At 66.0% G+C, this 17,933-nt stretch carries 16 protein-coding genes; 5 read left to right on the top strand and 11 right to left on the bottom strand.

Going from position 1 to position 17,933, the window contains the following annotated elements:
• Positions 1-19: 19 nt before the first annotated feature.
• The 6 genes from EDF57_RS16430 to EDF57_RS16405 form a co-directional block, all read right to left on the bottom strand.
• Positions 20-535 carry a nitroreductase/quinone reductase family protein gene (locus EDF57_RS16430; RefSeq protein WP_132261928.1) on the bottom strand — a complete coding sequence of 172 codons (516 nt, stop codon included), beginning with the start codon at positions 533-535 and terminating at the stop codon, positions 20-22.
• Positions 536-719: 184 nt separating this feature from the next.
• The gene (locus tag EDF57_RS16425; protein WP_134095049.1) at positions 720-2,486 is read right to left on the bottom strand and encodes a GGDEF domain-containing response regulator; all 1,767 of its coding nucleotides are present in this window, start codon (positions 2,484-2,486) and stop codon (positions 720-722) included.
• 91 nt (positions 2,487-2,577) lie between these two features.
• Positions 2,578-3,057, bottom strand: a complete 480-nt coding sequence (locus tag EDF57_RS16420; RefSeq protein WP_134095048.1) for a response regulator — start codon at positions 3,055-3,057, stop codon at positions 2,578-2,580.
• Entirely contained in the window at positions 3,050-4,507 is a 1,458-nt protein-coding gene (locus EDF57_RS16415) for a PAS domain S-box protein (RefSeq protein WP_243841107.1), read from the bottom strand. Before EDF57_RS16415 ends, EDF57_RS16420 begins: the two co-directional genes overlap by 8 nt.
• A 265-nt stretch (positions 4,508-4,772) precedes the next feature.
• Positions 4,773-5,276 carry an asparaginase domain-containing protein gene (locus EDF57_RS16410; protein WP_132261934.1) on the bottom strand — a complete coding sequence of 168 codons (504 nt, stop codon included), beginning with the start codon at positions 5,274-5,276 and terminating at the stop codon, positions 4,773-4,775.
• Between the two features lie 85 nt (positions 5,277-5,361).
• Positions 5,362-5,967 (bottom strand): TetR/AcrR family transcriptional regulator, encoded by a 606-nt coding sequence (locus tag EDF57_RS16405; protein WP_243841106.1) that lies wholly within the window; start codon positions 5,965-5,967, stop codon positions 5,362-5,364.
• 78 nt (positions 5,968-6,045) lie between these two features.
• Here EDF57_RS16405 and EDF57_RS16400 point away from each other — a divergent pair, with 78 nt between their 5' ends.
• Genes EDF57_RS16400 through EDF57_RS16390 form a run of 3 tightly spaced genes read left to right on the top strand, consistent with a single transcriptional unit; the run spans position 6,046 to position 10,234 of the window.
• The gene (locus tag EDF57_RS16400; RefSeq protein WP_134095047.1) at positions 6,046-7,527 is read left to right on the top strand and encodes an efflux transporter outer membrane subunit; all 1,482 of its coding nucleotides are present in this window, start codon (positions 6,046-6,048) and stop codon (positions 7,525-7,527) included.
• Positions 7,527-8,666, top strand: coding sequence for an HlyD family efflux transporter periplasmic adaptor subunit (locus tag EDF57_RS16395; RefSeq protein ID WP_132261940.1), 1,140 nt, complete (start codon positions 7,527-7,529; stop codon positions 8,664-8,666). Before EDF57_RS16400 ends, EDF57_RS16395 begins: the two co-directional genes overlap by 1 nt.
• Entirely contained in the window at positions 8,666-10,234 is a 1,569-nt protein-coding gene (locus EDF57_RS16390; protein ID WP_132261942.1) for a DHA2 family efflux MFS transporter permease subunit, read from the top strand. Before EDF57_RS16395 ends, EDF57_RS16390 begins: the two co-directional genes overlap by 1 nt.
• An 87-nt stretch (positions 10,235-10,321) precedes the next feature.
• Here the strand turns inward: EDF57_RS16390 and EDF57_RS16385 are convergent, their stop codons facing one another.
• Positions 10,322-11,662 carry an MATE family efflux transporter gene (locus tag EDF57_RS16385; RefSeq protein WP_243841105.1) on the bottom strand — a complete coding sequence of 447 codons (1,341 nt, stop codon included), beginning with the start codon at positions 11,660-11,662 and terminating at the stop codon, positions 10,322-10,324.
• On the opposite strand from EDF57_RS16385, the gene EDF57_RS16380 reads away from it, so the two are divergent.
• Complete coding sequence (locus tag EDF57_RS16380; protein ID WP_134095046.1) at positions 11,630-12,040, top strand: hypothetical protein; 411 nt, start codon at positions 11,630-11,632, stop codon at positions 12,038-12,040. The two genes, EDF57_RS16385 and EDF57_RS16380, sit on opposite strands and share 33 nt — an antisense overlap.
• Positions 12,041-12,147: 107 nt before the next feature.
• On the opposite strand, the gene EDF57_RS16375 is transcribed toward EDF57_RS16380, so the two are convergent.
• Together EDF57_RS16375 and EDF57_RS16370 are read right to left on the bottom strand one after the other, a co-directional pair.
• Positions 12,148-13,407 carry a cytochrome P450 gene (locus EDF57_RS16375; protein WP_134095045.1) on the bottom strand — a complete coding sequence of 420 codons (1,260 nt, stop codon included), beginning with the start codon at positions 13,405-13,407 and terminating at the stop codon, positions 12,148-12,150.
• A 21-nt stretch (positions 13,408-13,428) separates the two neighbouring features.
• A complete protein-coding gene (locus tag EDF57_RS16370) occupies positions 13,429-13,755 on the bottom strand; it encodes a 2Fe-2S iron-sulfur cluster-binding protein (RefSeq protein WP_132261947.1) in 327 nt (108 codons plus the stop codon).
• A 134-nt stretch (positions 13,756-13,889) separates the two neighbouring features.
• On the opposite strand from EDF57_RS16370, the gene EDF57_RS16365 reads away from it, so the two are divergent.
• Positions 13,890-14,561, top strand: coding sequence for a TetR/AcrR family transcriptional regulator (locus tag EDF57_RS16365; RefSeq protein ID WP_134095044.1), 672 nt, complete (start codon positions 13,890-13,892; stop codon positions 14,559-14,561).
• Positions 14,562-14,606: 45 nt separating this feature from the next.
• Here EDF57_RS16365 and EDF57_RS16360 read toward each other — a convergent pair whose 3' ends face one another.
• Together EDF57_RS16360 and EDF57_RS16355 are read right to left on the bottom strand one after the other, a co-directional pair.
• The gene (locus EDF57_RS16360) at positions 14,607-15,536 is read right to left on the bottom strand and encodes a 1-phosphofructokinase family hexose kinase (protein WP_134095043.1); all 930 of its coding nucleotides are present in this window, start codon (positions 15,534-15,536) and stop codon (positions 14,607-14,609) included.
• A gap of 62 nt (positions 15,537-15,598) precedes the next feature.
• On the bottom strand, positions 15,599-17,668 hold the full coding sequence (locus EDF57_RS16355; protein ID WP_243841104.1) for an EAL domain-containing protein: 2,070 nt from the start codon (positions 17,666-17,668) through the stop codon (positions 15,599-15,601).
• Positions 17,669-17,933 lie beyond the last annotated feature (265 nt).

The following is a 17,933-nucleotide window of genomic DNA, read 5'->3' as shown; positions in this document are numbered from 1 at the left end:
GGGGTATGATTGGGGAGGGTCAGGTGGTGCGCGTGCCGGTGGCGTCCTCGGCCTTGAACACCGGGATTTCCGTGGCGGCCTTCATCAGCACCAGCGGGAGTACCCGCTCGGTGGAGGTCTGGTAGGCGGCGTAGAAGGGATGGCAGTCTACGAAGAAGTCCCAGACTTTCTGCCGTTCCGCACCTTCCGGTTCTCGCCAGGTGCCCTTGAAGGCCTGGGTGGCGATCTGGAATTCGACGTCGGGGCTGTCGACCAGGTTGAGGTACCACTGCGGATGGGTATCCGCTCCGCCCTTGGAGCCGCAGATCACCACTTCGCCGCCGATATCGGCGTAGCAGAGCGGGGTTATGAAGACCTTGCCGCTCTTGCGCCCGACATACTTGACCAGGCAATGCGTCGCGAAGGCGCGGCCGCCGACCGGCGTGATGTCCATGATGTGACCCTGCACGCCGCCTGACTGCAAATACATGTCGCGGTGCTCGGTTACCCAGTCACGCCGCACGGCACTGATTGCCGCTGCCGATTCGTCGCTCATGACGCGTGCCTCTCCTTGTTCGCGGCGCAGGATCGCGAAAGGCGCGGGCAGGGTCCAGCAGTGATGGGCCTGGGCGTGGAGGTATCACCGGGGCGTAGTGTGAGCGTCTGCCCGCCCCGCTGCGACCGGGCAGCGGTGCGGGCATCCGGCCCTCAGGCCCTCAGGTCCTCAGGTTCTCACGTCTTCAGGCGTTGACCTGCCGGATCATCGGCGCCTGGCTGCGCCAGGTGTCCATCCAGTCGAGCACGTCGTCATAGGGCATCGGCTTGCAGATGCCGTAGCCTTGCCCGGCATTGCAGCCGAGCGAGACCAGCAGCTCCTGCGTTTCCGGCGTCTCCACGCCCTCTGCCACCAGCGGAATGCCCAGGCTTTCGCAGAGCACCACCAGGCTGTTGACCAGCGACTGGTCGAAGCGGCTCTCGGTGAAGCGCGAGATGAACGAGCGGTCGATCTTGATTTCGCTGATCGCGAAATCGCGCAAGTAACCGAAGGAGGTGAACCCGGCGCCGAAGTCATCGATGGAGAGCGGGATCTTGTGCTCGTGCAGCCGCTCGATCACCCGCTTGGCCTGCGAAGGGTTGGTGATGAGCGCGGTTTCGGTCAGCTCCAGCGTGACCCGCTCGGGCGCTATGCGGTGGCATTCGATCAGCTCGACCACGCTGTCCACGAAAGTCGGGCGCTCCAGCATGCGGGCGGAGACGTTGATGGCGATCGTGGCGCCGTCCACTTTGTCCTGGATGCGCGCAAACTGCGAGAGCACGGTGTCCAGGCACTGGTTGGTGAAGGTCTCCAGCAAGGGAGATTGCTCCACGGTGCGGATGAGCTGGTCTGCGGGAATATTGCCGCTGCGCGGATGGCGCCAGCGGACGAGTGCCTCGAAGCCCAGCACGCGCCCGTCACGCAAGTCCACTTTCGGCTGCCAGTGCCATTCCAGAGCGTCGTGCGCGATGGCCTGGTCGATTTCCTCCAGCATGTCCTTGGGATCGAAGGCGGGAGACGCGGGCAGGTTTTCGCGGCTGGTGACGAGCTTGTCGATCCCGCGCTTGGCCGCATACATCGCATCGTCCGCTGCCGAGAGCAGGCCGGTGGGCGCATAGCCGCGCTGCGGGCACATGGCGATGCCGATCGAGGCGCCGACGTGGAGAATGCGGTTTTCGTGAACGATCGGCTGCTCGATCACCCGGGCCAGCTTGCCGGCCAGCCCGGTTGCGGTGTCGTAGTCCGGCACGTCCTGCAGGAGCAGCGCGAATTCGTCGCCGCCGAGGCGCGCGACCGTGTCCACTTCGCGCAAGTGGCCGCGCAGGCGGCGGGCGATGGTGGTGAGCACCACGTCGCCGGCGGCATGGCCGAAGCTGTCGTTGATCTCCTTGAACCGGTCGAGGTCGATCATCATCACGGCGAATGAGGAACCGTTGCGGCGCGCACGGGCGCAAGCCTGGCCGAGCCGGTCGAACAGCAGCGTGCGGTTGGGCAGGTCGGTCAGCGGATCGTGCAGGCTGCGATGGGTCAGCTCTTCCTCGGTGCGGCGCAAGTCCTGCCGATATTTGCGCCAGGCAATGCCTTCTTCCACCGATGCGGCGACGCGTTCGGGCGAGAGCGCGCGCTTGGTGAGATATTCGGTCATGCCGGCCTTGATCGAATCTGCCGCCACTTGCTCATCGACATTGCCGGTTACGGCCACGATCGGGCAGTCTTGGTCCACTTCGGCGCGGATCGTCGGCACGAGGTCGCGACCGTCACCGTCCGAGAGGCCGAAATCGAGGAAGACGATGTCCAGCGAGGGTTCGGCATGGCGGATGATCTGCAGGGCTTCCGCCTGCGAGCTGGCCTCTATCACGTTGATCGAACGGGGGCCGCGCTGAAGCATGCGGATCAGGCGTTCCCGGTCGACATCGTCATCGTCCACCACGAGGGCCTGGATTTCGGTCTTGCCGTTGTGAAAATATTCCATCGTCGTCAGGTCCTTCGGGTTGGGTTGGGCGACCGTGAGGCTGGCTTGGGGCTTTTTGCCCGCTGGGTTTTTCGGCTGGATCGGGCCTGCTTCAGGGCAGGTTCTGGGTCGTCGCGTATTGCGTTATGAAATGGGCGAGCTGGGCGAATTGCGGCCCGACGGCGGACTTCACCATGTAGCCGGCGACGTGTTCGTCGTAGGCGCGCGACCGGTCCTGATCGCGCGAACTGGTGCTGAGGATGAACACGACCGTGCGCTGCAGCGCCGGATCGGCGCGCAGGGTTTCCAGAAACTGGAAGCCGTCCATGTTCGGCATGTTGAGATCGAGCAGCACGATCACCGGCGTGCCGAGCCGCTTGGCCGGATGCTGTCCGCGCAGGATCTGCAGCGCCTCGCACCCATCGCCCGCCGTCTGGCTGCGGCAGGGCACGCCGTGCCGCCGGAAGCTGCGCAGCACCCCTTCGAGCGCGACGTCATCATCATCCACCACCAGAACGGTATAGTCGAACAGGGCGGAGCGGCTGGGAGTGGCCTGGTCCCGGCCCGCGCTGTCTCCCGGGCGTTCACTCATCCTCGTATTCCTTCAGCAGGATGCGGGGCCAGTGGATCTCGAACGTGGCGCCGCCGAGCGCGCCGGGCGAGCATACGGTCACCATCCCGCCGTGGGCATTGATCATGCGCCGGGTGAAGGCGAGGCCGACGCCGTCGCCGCTCGTACCCGGCGAGGCCCGATGAAACAGCTTGAAGATGCGCTCCTCGTTGCCCGGGGTGATGCCCTTGCCGTCGTCGTCGATCGTGAAAACCGAGAAGCGGCCTTCCTCGCGCATGGCGATGCGGATCCGGCCCGAGCGCCCGCCATGGTGCTTGACGGCATTGCCGATGAGATTGCGCAAGGATGTCGCCAGCGGCGCGCGGGGCGCGGTGATGTCGCTGCCGTTCATGTCGATCTCCACCATGAAGCTGTCCGGCACGAGGGCGAGACCCAGCGCTTCGTCGACCAGTTCCGCGGGGGAGATCGTCTCCATGTGCCGGTCGCGCACGCCGGCGCGGGCATAGTCGAGCAGGTCGTCGATCATCTGCTCGGCCCGGGCGATGCGCAGGGATATGCGGTCGAAATTGTGCTGGACGTCCTCGGGCAGCGCCACGCCGCTCAGGTCTTCGCGGATCCAGGTGACGAGGTCGGCTATGCCCCGCAGCGGAGAGCGCAGATCGTGGCTGGCCACATAAGTGAATTCCTCAAGTTGCGAATTGGTCTGCTGGAGTGCTGTCTCGGCCCGCTTGCGCGACGAGATGTCGCTGACGATGGCCATGAACATCGGCTGGGCGCCGTTTTCGAGCTTGGTCAGCGCGATCTCGACCGGGATCTCCTGTCCGGAGCGGTGCAACCCCGTGAGGTCGCGGCCGGAGCCCATCATGCGCGAGGCCGGGGCGGCGACATAGCCCTCGACGTGCTCGCGGTGGAGTTCGCGGTAGCGCGCGGGCAGCAGCGTCTCCAGCGGCTGGCCGACCAGTTCCTCGCGCGGATAGCCGAACTCGGCGGAGAGGGCGGAATTGACCTGGACGATGCGCTGGCGGGTATCGACGACGAGCGCGCCGAGGGGCAGGTTCTCGAAGATCTGCGAGAAGCGCTTCTCGGCGATGACCTGGCGCGTGAGGCTCTGGAAATAGAGTATCGCGCGCGCGCCGAAGTCGCCGGGGCAGGGGGCCAGCGTCACTTCGACCGTTTGCGGATTGCTTTCCAGTCCCTGGATGGCGACCGCGCGGCTCCACGGGGGGCGGGCCTCCAGGGGGGCGGCGAAAAACACCTCCAGCATCTGCCGCAGGATTTCGGCATCGTCCTCGGGCAGCCAGGCGAAGGCCAGGGTGAGGCGCAGGGCGGCGGGATCGGACTCGCCCAGGATCGCGGCAAGCGCCGGGTTCGCCCAGGAAATGACGCCGGCCTGATCGATGATCATCGCACCGATCGGTGCATGGCCGAGCGCGATGTGGACATCGGCCTGATCCTGAAGCGCAATCGTCACGACAGCTCCCTTCGCAGCGTAAGACACCGGGACTTCCCGGAAGGGGAAGCGGCGTTACCGTGCGACCGGGAGGTCGTGTGCGTTCGTTCGACGACGCGGCGATCGGCCTTCCGGGTTTCCGTCTAGGCGGCAGGCCCTTTGCGTCTGACGAAGGAAGGTTTCCGGATTTCTGCTTATTTTGAGAGGCAAGGGATCGGCGCGAATGGGGCGCCTGGAACTACGGCTTCACCTCAGGCGCGCTTCCGAATGCGCACCAAACGCCTGTTTACAGGGCGACGAACTTCCCGGCATCGCGGTCCTTGCGGACCTGGAGGCCGTTGAAGACCGAACCGTTCATCGTGATCCACACGCCTTCGGGCGCGGACTGGCAGCAGGCGAAGGCCATGCCGAGATTGAAGGTCGCGTCGCTTTCGGCAAAGCGGGCCGGGGCGAGCGCGCCGGTGAGCACGGTGGTCTTGCCGGGTACGTCTGCCAGAACCCTGGCAGTGTCCGTCATCGTGTCGGTGCCGTGGGTGATGACCACATGGGCCTCGGGCGCGGACGCGACGATGGCGCGGATGGCCGCACGGTCCTCGTCGGTCAGTTCCAGACTGTCCTTGCGCATCAGCTCCACCACGCGCACCGGATGGGCGACGCGCGCGACTTTTAGCAGCTTCTCGATCACGCTTTCGGCGATCTGGTATTCGCTGAGCGCGTCGAAATACTGCTTGTCGAACGTGCCGCCAGTGGTGACGACGAGGATCGGAGAGAGTGCGGGGGCCTTGTCCATCCGCGCCATTTCCTCTGCCGGCAGCTTCGGGTCAAGGTTTTACTGCCACCGGACCTGCCCTTGAGCCTGCTCTTTAGCCGTCCGCTCAGGCCGCTTGCGGGCAGGGGCGGCGGGGCCAGTCGACCACACCGATCAGAGTGTCCACGAAAGCCTCGCGTTCCTTCAGGGTGGGGCGCTTCGGGCGCATGAGAATGTCCGAACGATAGCCGACCATCGCCGAGACCGTCACTTGCGTCAGCCGCTCGGCCTCTTCCGGGGTGAACGTCGTCGCATAGAATTCGGTGACGCAGCCGCGAAAACGCGAGGGACCGCGTTCGTAGAACATCTCATTGATCTCGGGAAAGCGCTCGCCTTCGCTCATGACGAGGCGGAACAGTTGTACCGAATTCTCGCGCAGCAGGCAGTCGATGAAGCGCAGGCATGCCCGTCGCAGGGCCGGGAACGAAAAAGTCTGCCCGGCGAGCACTTCGTTCACGTCCTGCGAGAAGCTGTCGACCTTGTTGTCCACCACGGCTGCGAACAGCTCTTCCTTGGAGCCGAAGTGCGCCCAGAGGGTGGCCTTCGAGCCGCCCAGTTCATCGGCGATCGAAGACATCGTGGTGGCGGCATAGCCTCGCTCGAAGAACGAACGCGTCGCCACATCCACGATGGCTGCCCTTTTCCTGGCCTTGTTGAGTTCTCTCTTGCCCAAATTCTCTGTCATAGTGGTACCAGGCAGTACACTTTTCCATTGACAGGCGCAAGCCGGACTCCGATAAAAACTGTACTGATGAGTACGATCACTATCCCCCGAGTCGCGGCGGCTTCGATGCTAGCCGTAGGCCTTTCGCTGTCCGCCTGCGCCGTGCCCGACCTTGGGCCGAAGCCGCAGATGCGGGCTCCTGCAACCCTGGACAGCTCCAGGTCTCTGAGCGCCCAGTCCTTCCGCGATGGGGCGCCGAATACCTCCGCCGATGCCGCCTGGCCGCAGCAGCGGTGGTGGACCGCTTATGGCGACCCCCAGCTGGACGCCCTGGTGGCGGAGGCGCTGGCCAATTCACCCGACGTAGCCGAGGCGCAGGCGCGTATCCTTCAGGCGCGCGGTGCCGCGCTGGTGGCGGGGGCTTCCACGCTGCCCACGGTGAACGGGCAAGGCTCTGCCGGGGCGGCCAAGCAGAGCTATAACAACGGCATCCCGGCCGACTTCGTTCCCAAGGGCTGGAAAAGCACCGGCGATCTCGCGCTTTCGGGCGATTTCGACCTCGACCTCTGGGGCAAGTACCGCAAGATGCTGGCCGCTGCGACGTCCGAGCAGAAGGCCGCCGAGGCCGACGCTCATCAGGCCGAGCTGATGCTCTCCTCGAACGTGGTGTCTTCCTACTTCGATCTCGCCCGCCTGGTGGCGCGCGGGGAAGCGCTGAAGGAAGCGGTGAACGCGCGCCAGTCGATGGTCACGCTCAGCGACCAGCGCAACCAGCAGGGGCTCGACAGCGAACTGCCGCTGCGCCAGTCCGAATCGCTCGCAGCTTCGGCCCGTGCCGCGCTGTCGGCCAATAGCGAGCAGATCCTGCTGCGCCGCCATGCGCTTGCGGCGCTGCTCGGTGCCGGACCGGACCGCGGCCTCGCCATCGCGCCGACTGCGATCGCCAGTCTGCCGGTCACGCCGGTGCCGGCGGATGCGGGCATCGGCCTGGTCGGCCGCCGTCCCGACATCGTCGCCGCCCGCCTGCGTGCGGAAGGCGCGGGCAAGCGTATCGACGCGGCCAAGGCCGCGTTCCTGCCCGATATCTCGATCAGCGGGCTGTTCGGCCTGCAGTCGCTCGGCCTTTCGAACTTGTTCAAGAGCGGTTCGACTTACGGTAACGCCGGCGGCGCGATCAGCCTGCCGATCTTCCAGGGTGGGCGCCTCAAGGGCGAATATACTAAAGTGCGCGGCGCCTACGATCTGGCGGTGGCGGACTACAACGCCGCAGTGATCGGCGCGCTTCAGGACGTTGCCGATACGCTGGCTTCGCGCAATGCCGCGGCCGAGCAGGAACAGGCCTCGGCTGACGCCCGGGACAAGTCGGCCCGCGCCTACGACATCGCCATGAAGCGCTACAAGGGCGGTCTGGGCAACTACCTCGACGCGCTGAGCGCCGAGACCACCGCGCTCGATGCGCGGCAGGCGGCCGTCGATGCCCATTTCCGGACCCTCGCCAGCGAAGTCGCGCTCAAGCGCGCGCTGGGCGGCGGTTACGAAGACAATTCAAGCAAGAAGGCTCCCGAGTAATGAGTGACGACCAGAACAATGAGCACGGCTCCGGGAGCGTGCTGGGCAAGAACCGGCGCAAGCCGCTGCTGATCGGCCTCGCCATCGGCGTGGCCGCGGTTGGCGTGCTCTATTTCGCCTACGACCTGTTCGTCGGCAGCCGGTCGGTCTCGACCGACAACGCCTATGTCGGCGGCGACAATGCGCAGGTGACCCCGCTGACCTCGGGCCGCGTGGTGGAAGTGCTCGTCACTGACACCCAGCCCGTCCGCAAGGGCCAGTTGCTGTTCCGCATCGAGGATTCCGACCAGCGCATCGCCCTAGCGCAGGCAGAGGCCGAATTCGCCGCCGCGCAGCGCCGCTACGGCCAGTCCCTCGCCCAGAACCGGGCGCTGGGCGCCACGGCAGACGCCAGCGATGCGCAAATCAATTCCGCCAAGGCCAGCGTCGCTTCGGCCGAGGCGACCTTGACCAAGGCCAAGACCGACTTTGCCCGCCGCCAGGCGCTCGTGGGTAGTGGCGCCGTCTCCGGCGATGAACTGACCACGGCCCGCCAGCAGCTTGCCGCGGCGCAGGCATCGGCCAGCGAGGCGCGTGCCATGCTGGCCCAGATGCAGGCTTCGGCGGTCAGCGCACGCCGCCAGGAAGAAGCCTCGGTCGCCCTGACCAAGGGCACCACCGACACCACGGCCCCGGAAATCCGCCAGGCCCAGGCCAAGCTGGACCAGGCACGGCTCGATCTCGAACGCACCATCGTGCGCGCGCCGATCGACGGCGTGATCGCCAAGCGCGCCATCCAGGTCGGCCAGAAGGTCCAGGCCGGCGGCGTGGCGATGACCGTGGTTCCGGTCGGCCACCTCTATGTCGATGCCAATTTCAAGGAAACCCAGCTCGGCAAGGTCCGTCCCGGCCAGAACGCCACGCTCAAGGCCGACTTCTACGGCAGCGACGTGGTCTATCACGGCAAGGTCATCGGCTTCGCGGGCGGCACCGGCTCGGCCTTCTCGCTGATTCCGGCGCAGAACGCGACGGGCAACTGGATCAAGGTGGTGCAGCGCCTGCCGGTCCGCATCGAGCTTGACGCCAAGGAACTGCAGCAGCACCCGCTGCGCATCGGTCTCTCGATGGATGCCGAGATCGAACTGACGGACGCCAACTGATGGCCGGCGCTTCCCCCGCCGCGGCAGGGGCCGGAAGCACGGGAGCCGCCGACAGCACCACCTTCACGGGTGCGAAACTGCTCATCGCCGGCTTCCTGCTGGCGATGGCCAACTTCGTCGTCGTGCTGGACATGACGATCGCCAACGTTTCGATCCCGCACATTTCGGGCGGACTTGGCGTCTCGGTCTCGAACGGCACCTGGGCGATCACTTCCTACGCGGTTGCCGAAGCGATCTGCGTGCCGCTCACGGGCTGGCTCGCGGGGCGCTTCGGCAGCTTGCGGGTGTTCCTGATGTCGCTGATCGGGTTCGGCGTGTTTTCCGCGCTTTGCGGTATCGCGCATACTTTCCCGCTGCTGGTGCTGTTCCGTCTGGGGCAGGGCTTCTGCGGCGGCCCGCTGATGCCGCTGACGCAGACGCTGCTGCTGCGCATCTTCCCCAAGCACATGCATCCGCGCGCCATGGCCATGTGGGCGATGACGGTCGTTACCGCGCCGATCGCGGGGCCGATCGTCGGCGGCTACATCTCCGACAACTGGTCGTGGGAGTGGATCTTCTTCATCAACGTGCCGATCGTGGCGCTGGTCTTCTTCGGCCTGTTCACGATGCTGCGCGGGGTCGAGACGCCCACGCGGAAGCTGCCGATCGATGTCGTGGGCCTGGCCCTGCTGATCGCCTGGGTCGCTTCCTTCCAGATGATGCTGGACCTTGGGCGCGAGCATGACTGGTTCGGTTCGCCCTTCATCGTCGCGCTGGCGGTGATCGCGGTGATCTTCTTCATCGCTTTCGTGATCTGGGAACTGACCGAGGAACATCCCGTGGTGGACCTCAAGGTCTTCCGGCACCGCGGCTTCTCGGCGGCGACATTCTCGCTCACCATCGCCTTTGGCACTTACTTCGCCTCGGTCGTGGTGATCCCGCAGTGGCTCCAGACTTCCATGGGCTATACCGCGACGCAGGCGGGCGAGGCGATGGCCTTCTCCGGCGTGCTCGCGGTGTTCGCATCGCCCTTCGTGCCCAAGCTGATGCAGCGCTTCGATCCGCGCATGCTGGTGTTCCTGGGCATTTCCTGGATCGGCATCTGCGCGATCTTCCGTACGAGCTGGTCGACCGAAGTGCCGTTCTGGACCATCGCCTGGCCGCAGCTGGTGCAGGGTGTCGGCGTCTCGCTGTTCATGGTCCCGCTGACCACGATCAGCCTGGCCTCGGTGCGGCCGGACGAGACGGCGGGCGCGGCCGGCATCGCCAACTTCGGGCGCACTCTGGCCAGCGCCATCGCCACGGCGCTGGTGACCACCACCTGGGAGGACATGGGACGCGCCAACGGCGCCGACATGGCCGCCTCGATGAACGGTGCGCAGCAGACCATGACCCAGTTGCAGAACGCCGGCTTCTCCATGGAGCAGGCGCGCCAGACGCTGGCCAATCTCGTGGCGGCACAGGGCACGGCGCTGGGCACGGTGCATGTCTTCGCGCTTTGTGCCGTGCTGCTGTTCATCGCCGCATGCACTATCTGGATCGCCCCGCGACCCCCGCGCGGTGCGAAGCCGGCTTCCGGCGGGCACTGATCCCTCGTCCTGCCTGAAGCCAAGCGAGCCGCCGATGCCACTCCTCCTCCGGCGTCGGCGGCTTTCTCTTTTCCGGGGGAGCCAGTGTCAGTCCGCGGCGAAACTGCGCCGGGTCAGGCGCGGCAGCGTCAGGGCCTGACCGATCGCGCGCAGCACGAAGAACAAGGTGAACGCCGCCCAGAGGCCGTGATTGCCGAAGGGGTGGAGCAGCCAGAGCAAGAGGCCGTAGACCGCCATGGCCGCCAGCATCGTCCCCATCATCGCCCGCGTCCATCCGGCGCCCACGAAGATCCCGTCGAACACATAGGCCGAGACGCCCAGCAGCGGCATCGCGGTAAGCCACGGCGCATATGCGGCGGTGGCGGCGATCACCGCCGGGTCGGTGTTGAAGGCCGAAGCCAGCCACGCTCCGCCGAAAGCATAGGCCAGGGTCAGGACCAGGCCCATCACGCCGCCCCAAAGCAGCGCCGAGCGGACCGTGGCCCTGAAGCGCCGGGCGTCACCGGCACCCAGAGCCTCTCCGCAGAGCACTTGGGCGGCGCTTTCGAAGCCGTCGAGCAGGAGCGTTGCCAGCATGAAGAGCTGGAACAGGATGCCGTTCGCCGCCAGAGTCACCGGGCCGGCCTGCGCGCCGGTTCGGGCGAAGGCGAGCAGGGCGGCGGTGAGCAGCAGGGTGCGCAGGAACAGGTCGCGATTGAGGGCGAAGAGCCGCGCCAGTTCGGCGCGCCGCCATGTCGCGCGTCGTCGCACCGAGGAAAAGGCGGCGCGTGCTTCGGGACGGCGCAGCACGAGCGCGGCAAGCACGGCGAACTTGAACAGTTCCGAGGTCAGCGTTGCAGTGGCCACGCCCGCAACTCCCCACTTCGCCACGAGCACGAGGAACAGGTCCAGCGCGATGTGCACGGCGTTCGTCGCGATTTCGACCATCAGGACATGGCGCACCAGTCTCTGTCCGATCAGCCAGCCCACCAGCACGCAATTGCCCAGCCAGAGCGGACCGGCCCAGTAACGGATTTCGATGTAGTGCCGGGCGCTCTCTCGCAGGGTGCCCTTGGCCTCGAGCAGGTCCAGCCCCAGTGGGATCGCCAGGGGCATGAGGCAGAGCAGCAGCGCGCCGATGGCCATCGCCGCCGCCATGGCGCGCGCCAGCGTCTCGGCGGAAGCGGTGCGATCCCCGCGTCCCGCACCCTGCGCCGTGAGGGCGACCGTGCTGGTCCGCAGGAAGTTGAACACGTTGAGCATGGCCATCATGTACTTCGCGCCGAGTTCCACGGCGCCTTGCGCCGGCGCGTCGCCCAGGCGCCCGATGGCCCACATGTCTGCCAGCCCGAACAGCGCGGTGGCGACGTTGGTGAGCATCGCCGGCAGGGCGATCGACCAGAGCAATCGCGCCTGATGGTCGGCACGCAGGGAGAGGCGAAGGTTCAAGGCATTCTCGCGGTTGGAATGCCTCTGCGCTTATCCGAGGGCCCTGGATCCGGCAATCGCGCCGGCGAATCGCAGGATGCGAATCGGGACGATCCGGCTGCGTCGGGAGGATGGCAGGGCTTTGCTGCACCTGCTAACTGGAAGGATGGCACGGATACAACGGTGCGCGACCTGCTCTGCTTGAAGCAGTTCAAGTGCGCTAAAACCGTTGATCGAGATGATGTTGCGTTTGCGAAGAATCGGCGCGCCGGACAGAAAGTAAACTTCCTACCCGGCGCGCTCTCTCCCAACACCGGTAAAGCCGCAAGCGGCCTTTCACCAAGCACTCTGCAACAATTTCGCGCGATCTCAAAGCGGAATTGCATCGGGACTTATTGAATGTCCCAACCGATGCTGTTTGGCCACAACCACCAGGGATCGACGGGGCGCGTGCGGAACGGGCGCAAGGGCCTTGCAGCAAAGACGATGCGGCAGGCGGGCGGCGGCTACCAGACCAGCGGCACGGCTTCCGGTCCGATCACCCCGCCGGGGCGGTACTCGATGTGCGTTCCCGGCTGCAGTTCGAACTGGGGCACGCGCCTCAGCCATTCCTGCAGCGCGATCTTCACTTCCAGGCGGGCGAGATGTCCGCCCATGCAGCTGTGTACCCCGACGGTGAAGGCCAGGATCGTCTTGCGAGGCCGGTCGAAGTCCACGGTCTTCGGATCGGGGAAGACTTCGGGATCGAAATTGCAGGCGGGCAGGATGAAGGTGACACGGTCGCCCTTCTTCATCTGCACGCCGCGCATCTCGTAGTCCTTGTCGAGCACGCGTCCGGAGAAAGTGACCGACCAGCGTCGCAGAAGTTCCTCGACGATCCGGTCGATGTCCTGCGGGCGGTCGATGATCTCCTGGCGCTGTTCGGGGTTCTGCGCCAGCCAGAGCCAGATGTTGTTGAGCGTGGCGAACACCGTGTCGAGCCCGCCAATGAACAGGAAGCAGACGAAGCCGAAGATCTCCTTTTCGGAGAGCGGCACGCCGTCCGGCTCGGCATGGGCGATCAGGCTGACCACGCCGTCGTCCGGATTGGCCTTCTTCTCGGCGATGGCTTCCTTGAGATAGGCGCCGATCTTCGCCATCGCCTGGCCCATGATCGCGCGGTCGTTCGAATGGAGCAGTTCCATCGCCCATTCGACGAAAGTGTCGCGCATGGCCTGGGGAAGGCCCATGATATCGAGGAATACCGAGACCGGCAGCGGGCGGCCGAAATCCTCGGTGAATTCGCAAGTGCCCCCGGCCGCGACTTTGGCCTCGATCTCGTCGATCAGGTCGTTCGAGCGCCTGCGGATCAGCTCTTCCAGCTTGAGCACGCCCTTGGGGCTGAACACCGGATCCACGATGTTGCGGTACTTGCGGTGGTGGGGCGGATCGATCTCGATCGGGATGAAGTAGAAGTAGTCGTTCGGATCGCGCGGGAAGGGCGTGGCCCCTTCGTTCGAGAAGATATCCGGATGGCGCAGGCCGAACAGGGCGTCCTCATGCTTGGTGAGGTGCCACATGTTGCCCATCGGGCTCACGTCGTAATAGATCGGGGGCTGCTTCTCGTGCAGCGCGGCCATGAAATCGTGCGGGCCGGCGAGGAATTCGGGGCCGAACGTCAGGCCGGACTGGCGGATCAGCTCTGCCGGGACATGGTCCGGCACCTGGTCCATGCCGACGTGGCGCGGGAAGCTGGGGGGAACCGGGTTGGCGGCGTCGATGGGCATCGGTCTCTCCTGCCTGGCGGTTCAGAATTGATGTTCGGGCATGTGGACGACGAGGCCGTCCAGCGCGGATGTCATCTCGATCTGGCACGAGAGCCGGCTGCTGGGACGCACTTCGGCCGCTGCCGATTCCAGCAGTTCCTCTTCGGCCTGGGAGGAGGGGGCGCCAACGGTGTCGACCCAGTCCGCGTCGATATAGCAGTGGCAGGTAGCGCAGGAGAGCCCACCGCCGCACTCGCCGGTAATCCCCTCGATCCCGTTGTAGACGGCGCCATGCATGACGTTGTCGCCGACCTCGACGTCCACGTCGGACGCGTGTCCTTCATGATCGACGTAAGTGACCTTGGGCATCGAACTCTCCTGTCCTTCGGCTGTTGACGCATTTCTGAGAACGCTGTTCTCACGGCGTGTAGCGCGGTCTTCGAAGGGGGTCAAATGAAAGCACTGGCTGGACCGCGCGGGGCGGAGCGCCTAGTCCATGGCGGATGGCATCATCGCTTCCGATCCCCGCCCCTTCCGACACGCCCTTCGCCGCTTTCGACGACGGCGAGCAGGATCGCACGCGGCTGCTGGTGACCGCGGCCTACAATCTGCTCGACGAAGCGGGTCTCGAAGGGCTGACGATCCGCGCCGTCCTTTCCCGCACCCGCCTGGCACGGCGCGCTTTTTACGAGCGTTTTCAGGGCAAGGACGACCTGGTGCTGGCGGTCTTCGATTCGTCGCTGCGCTCGGCCGCGCTCCAGTTCGGCGAAATGACGCGGCAGGTGGAAAGCCCGATGGAGGCCCTGCGGCTGATCGTGTCGAGCATCGTCGTCGGCCAGCTCGGCCAGGGCGATTCGGTGGAGAGCGGCGCCCATCTGCGCAGCGCAGCGCTCAGCCGCGAACACTTGCGGCTGGCCCAGTCGCGCCCGGCGGAGCTTCAGGCCGCGCTCCAGCCCTTGCTGGATCTCATGGCCGGCCATGTCGCCGCCGGTATCGAGAAGGGAGAGTTCCGCCCCGCCGAACCGCAATTGCAGGCGCGGCTGATTTACAACCTCGTTTCCACCACCGTGCACACCGTCCTGCTCCAGGAGGAAGGCGGCGAGCCTGATCTTGCCGAGCGCGAGGCGCTGGCCGGGGCGATCTGGGACTTCTGCCAAAGGGCCATCGTCGCCTGACGGGCTGACGCCTGCCAGGTATCGCTGCCGGGTGTGGGCGGCCGGTTAGAGCGGGGCGATGCGTTCCAGCATCTGCTCGATGTCGTCGGGCCGCGCCAGGTCCGTGCCCGCACGCAGCACCGCCGCCGAGCCTGCCGCCATGCCGCGGCGGAAAGCCTCCAGCTCGTCGCCCCCCCGGCACAGGGCGTGGACCATGGCGGCCACGAAACTGTCGCCGGCGCCAACCGCGCTGGCGGCGTCGATCTTGAGCGCGGGCAGGAACACCGGTCCTTCGGCCCGCGCCAGCACCGCGCCTTCATGGCCCATCGTCACGGCGACGAGCCGCGCCTTGCCCGCCTCGACGATCTCCATGGCGGCCGCGCCGATGGCATCGACATCCTCCAGCTTGCGGCCGGCATACTGCTGCAACTCGCCCTGGCTGGGCTTGACCAGCAGCAATCCGCCTTCCGCGATCCCCGCCTCCAGCGCCTTTCCGGAACTGTCGAGCACGACGTCGCATCCCCGCTTGCGCATCAGCCGGGCAACGCGGGCATAGTAGTCGTCGGGCACGCCGGGCGGCAGCGATCCGCTCATCACCAGCACGTCGCAGTCGGCTTCGGCGAGTTGGTCGAGGCAGTCCTGCCATTCGCTTTCGCTGACTTGCGGGCCGGCGGGCGTGAAGCGATATTCCTTGCCGGTATCGTGTTCGAGAATGTCGGCGGCGATCCGGGTCGGACCTTCGATGGCGATGCGCGTACGGACAAGCTGATGCAGGTCGATCAACCCGTCCAGCGCCGGTCCGGTGGCCCCGCCCGAAAGATAGAAGCACCGCGCATGACCGCCGAGCCGCACGAAGACCCGCGCCACGTTGATGCCGCCGCCTCCCGGAGCATAGTGCTCGTTGTCGGTGCGCATCTTGTGGGTGTGCTGCACTTTGCCGACATCGTAGGAGATGTCGATCGTCGGGTTCATCGTCAGCGTGGCGATGCTCTTCATCAAGGCAGCTCCTGGTCGGCCGGTCTCTTGCAGCGCTTCATGCCCGCGATCGCGGGCCGGCGCTAGACCGGGTCCAGCGCATCCGGCTGGGCGCCGGGGAATTGCAGCATGGATCCCGGCTGGGGCCGTCCGAACAGGAAGCCCTGGCCCTGGGTGCAGCCCTCTGCGCGCAAGTATTCCCGCTCCACGTCGCTCTCGATCCCTTCCGCCGCCACCGTCAGCCCCAGGCTGCGACCGAGCCCGATCACCGCGCGGATCACCGCCCGCGAACTGGCTTCCTCATGGAGGTTGAGAATGAACGACTTGTCGATCTTGATCTTGGTGAAGGGGTAGTTGAGCAGGTAGCTGAGCGACGAATAGCCCGTGCCGAAGTCGTCGAGCGAGATGCCGATGCCGAAGGCCCGCAAGTTGCGGATAATCGCGGCGGGGCGGGGGCCGTGCTCCATCAGCACGGCTTCGGTGATTTCCAGTTCGAGCCGTTCCGCGCCGAGGCCTGAACCGGACAGCGCGTTGATGACGGTGCTGAGCAGATTGCCGTTGCGGAACTGCACGGGTGAGACATTGACCGAAAGCCGCACGGACTCCGGCCAGCGGGTCGCTTCGCGGCAGGCGGTCTGCAGCACGAAACGGCCGAGCTTGTCGATCAGGCCGAGTTCTTCCGCCAGCGGCACGAAGACTTCGGGAGAGACTTGCCCGCGTTCTGCGTGGTTCCAGCGCAGCAGGGCCTCGCAGCACTCGATGGCGCCGGTCTCCAGGTTGAGCAAGGGCTGGTAATGGACTTCCAGTTCATCGTCGCGCACGGCCTTGCGCAAGTCCGTCTCCAACCGGCTCCTGGCCTGCGCGGCCTCGTCCATTGCCACTTCGAAACTTCGGCAACTGCCGCGTCGCTCGGTCTTAGCGGCGTAGAGCGCCAGATTGGCATAGCGCATCAGCGTCTCGTGATCGCCACTGTCGAACGGAGCGCCGGCCATGCCGGCCGTGGCGCCGACATGCAGGGTGTTGCCGTGGACATGGAAGGGTTCGCAGAGCACGGCGATGATCGCCTTGATGACCAGTTCGGCCTGCGTCAGGCTGGACTTGCGGAAGATGATGGCGAATTCGTCTCCGGCGATCCGGCAGAGCAGGGCGCCGGGCGGCATGAGGTCCCGCATGCGCAGCGCGGCATCGATCAGCAGGGCATCGCCGAAGCGGTAGCCATAAGTGTCGTTCACGGACTTGAAGTTGTCGAGATCGATCAGCGCCAGAGTCACCGTTCCTGCCGGGACGGCGCCGTGAAGCAGTTCGCGCAAGGTCTCGCGGCAATGCGAGCGGTTCGCCAGCCCGGTCAGCTCGTCGTGCCGCGCCATGTATTCCATGCGGCGCTCGATGCGGCAGCGTTCGGTCACGTCGAAGATCGAGGCGATCGTCACCTGCCGGCCGTCGAGTGTCGAGGCGTGAGTGGAGACATGGGTTTCCACCCGGCCCCCGTCCCGGCGCAGCATCTGCCAGTTCGCGTTGCTGGTCGCCAGATCGGCATCGAGCATCGGTGCGGCGATCGCCCAGGCCTGCGCCGCGAAGAGGCGGCGCGTGGCGAGGCCGTTCAGTTCCTCCTGTGCGTAGCCCAGCAGGCGGCAGGCGGAGGCATTGGCATTCACGATCAGGCCGCTTTCGGGATCGTGGACCAGCATGGCCAGGGGATTGCGATCGAACAGCAGCCGGAAGCTCTCTTCCTGTTGCTTGAGATCGGTGATGTCCACGCGCAGGCCGATGGAACCGCCATCTTCGGTCCGGCGCTCCTCGATGAGGATGCAGCGGCCGTTGGAGAGGCGCTGTTCGTGCCGGGCATCGGGTTCCTGCATCAACCGCAGGCGATCGGCGAGCCATTCCTCCTCGCGGCCCTCGGCCTCGGGATAGTCACCGCGCGCGACGCCGACCCGCAAGGTATCGGCCAGGCGGGCGCCGGGCTCCAGCAGGTCTGCGGAACGGCAGTAGATTTCCTCGTACTTGCGGTTCCACAGGATGTAGCGCCCGTCCTCGTCGAGGAAGACGACGCCTTGCGGCAGCACTTCGATAGCCTCGCGCAGGCGTTTTTCCGCGCGGTCGGCTGCCGCGAGCGCGGCATCGAGCGTTTCAGGTGGCGCTTCGCCTTCCAAGGCCTCGTACTCTTTCCGCACTTTCCATAACCAGCAAGCGAGCCCGAACCCGGATTCGGGTTATAACACAGGACGTTAATTTTTCCGCCAACGCAATCGTGCTGCTCTTGCGCCGACAGGAAGTGCCGCGCGGAAAAGGAAATTAACCACAAAAGAAACCCGCCGCACCGGGGTGCGACGGGCCTGGCCTTCCTCCCCAGGAAAGCGCTTGAGAGGTTATCCGGTCCTGGCAGGACCGGTCGTTCTGGCCGCCGGCGTTATCATC

This window comes from Novosphingobium sp. PhB55 (assembly GCF_004368805.1).
Classification (GTDB): Bacteria; Pseudomonadota; Alphaproteobacteria; order Sphingomonadales; family Sphingomonadaceae; genus Novosphingobium.
This window is presented reverse-complemented; position numbering and strand designations above follow the sequence as displayed.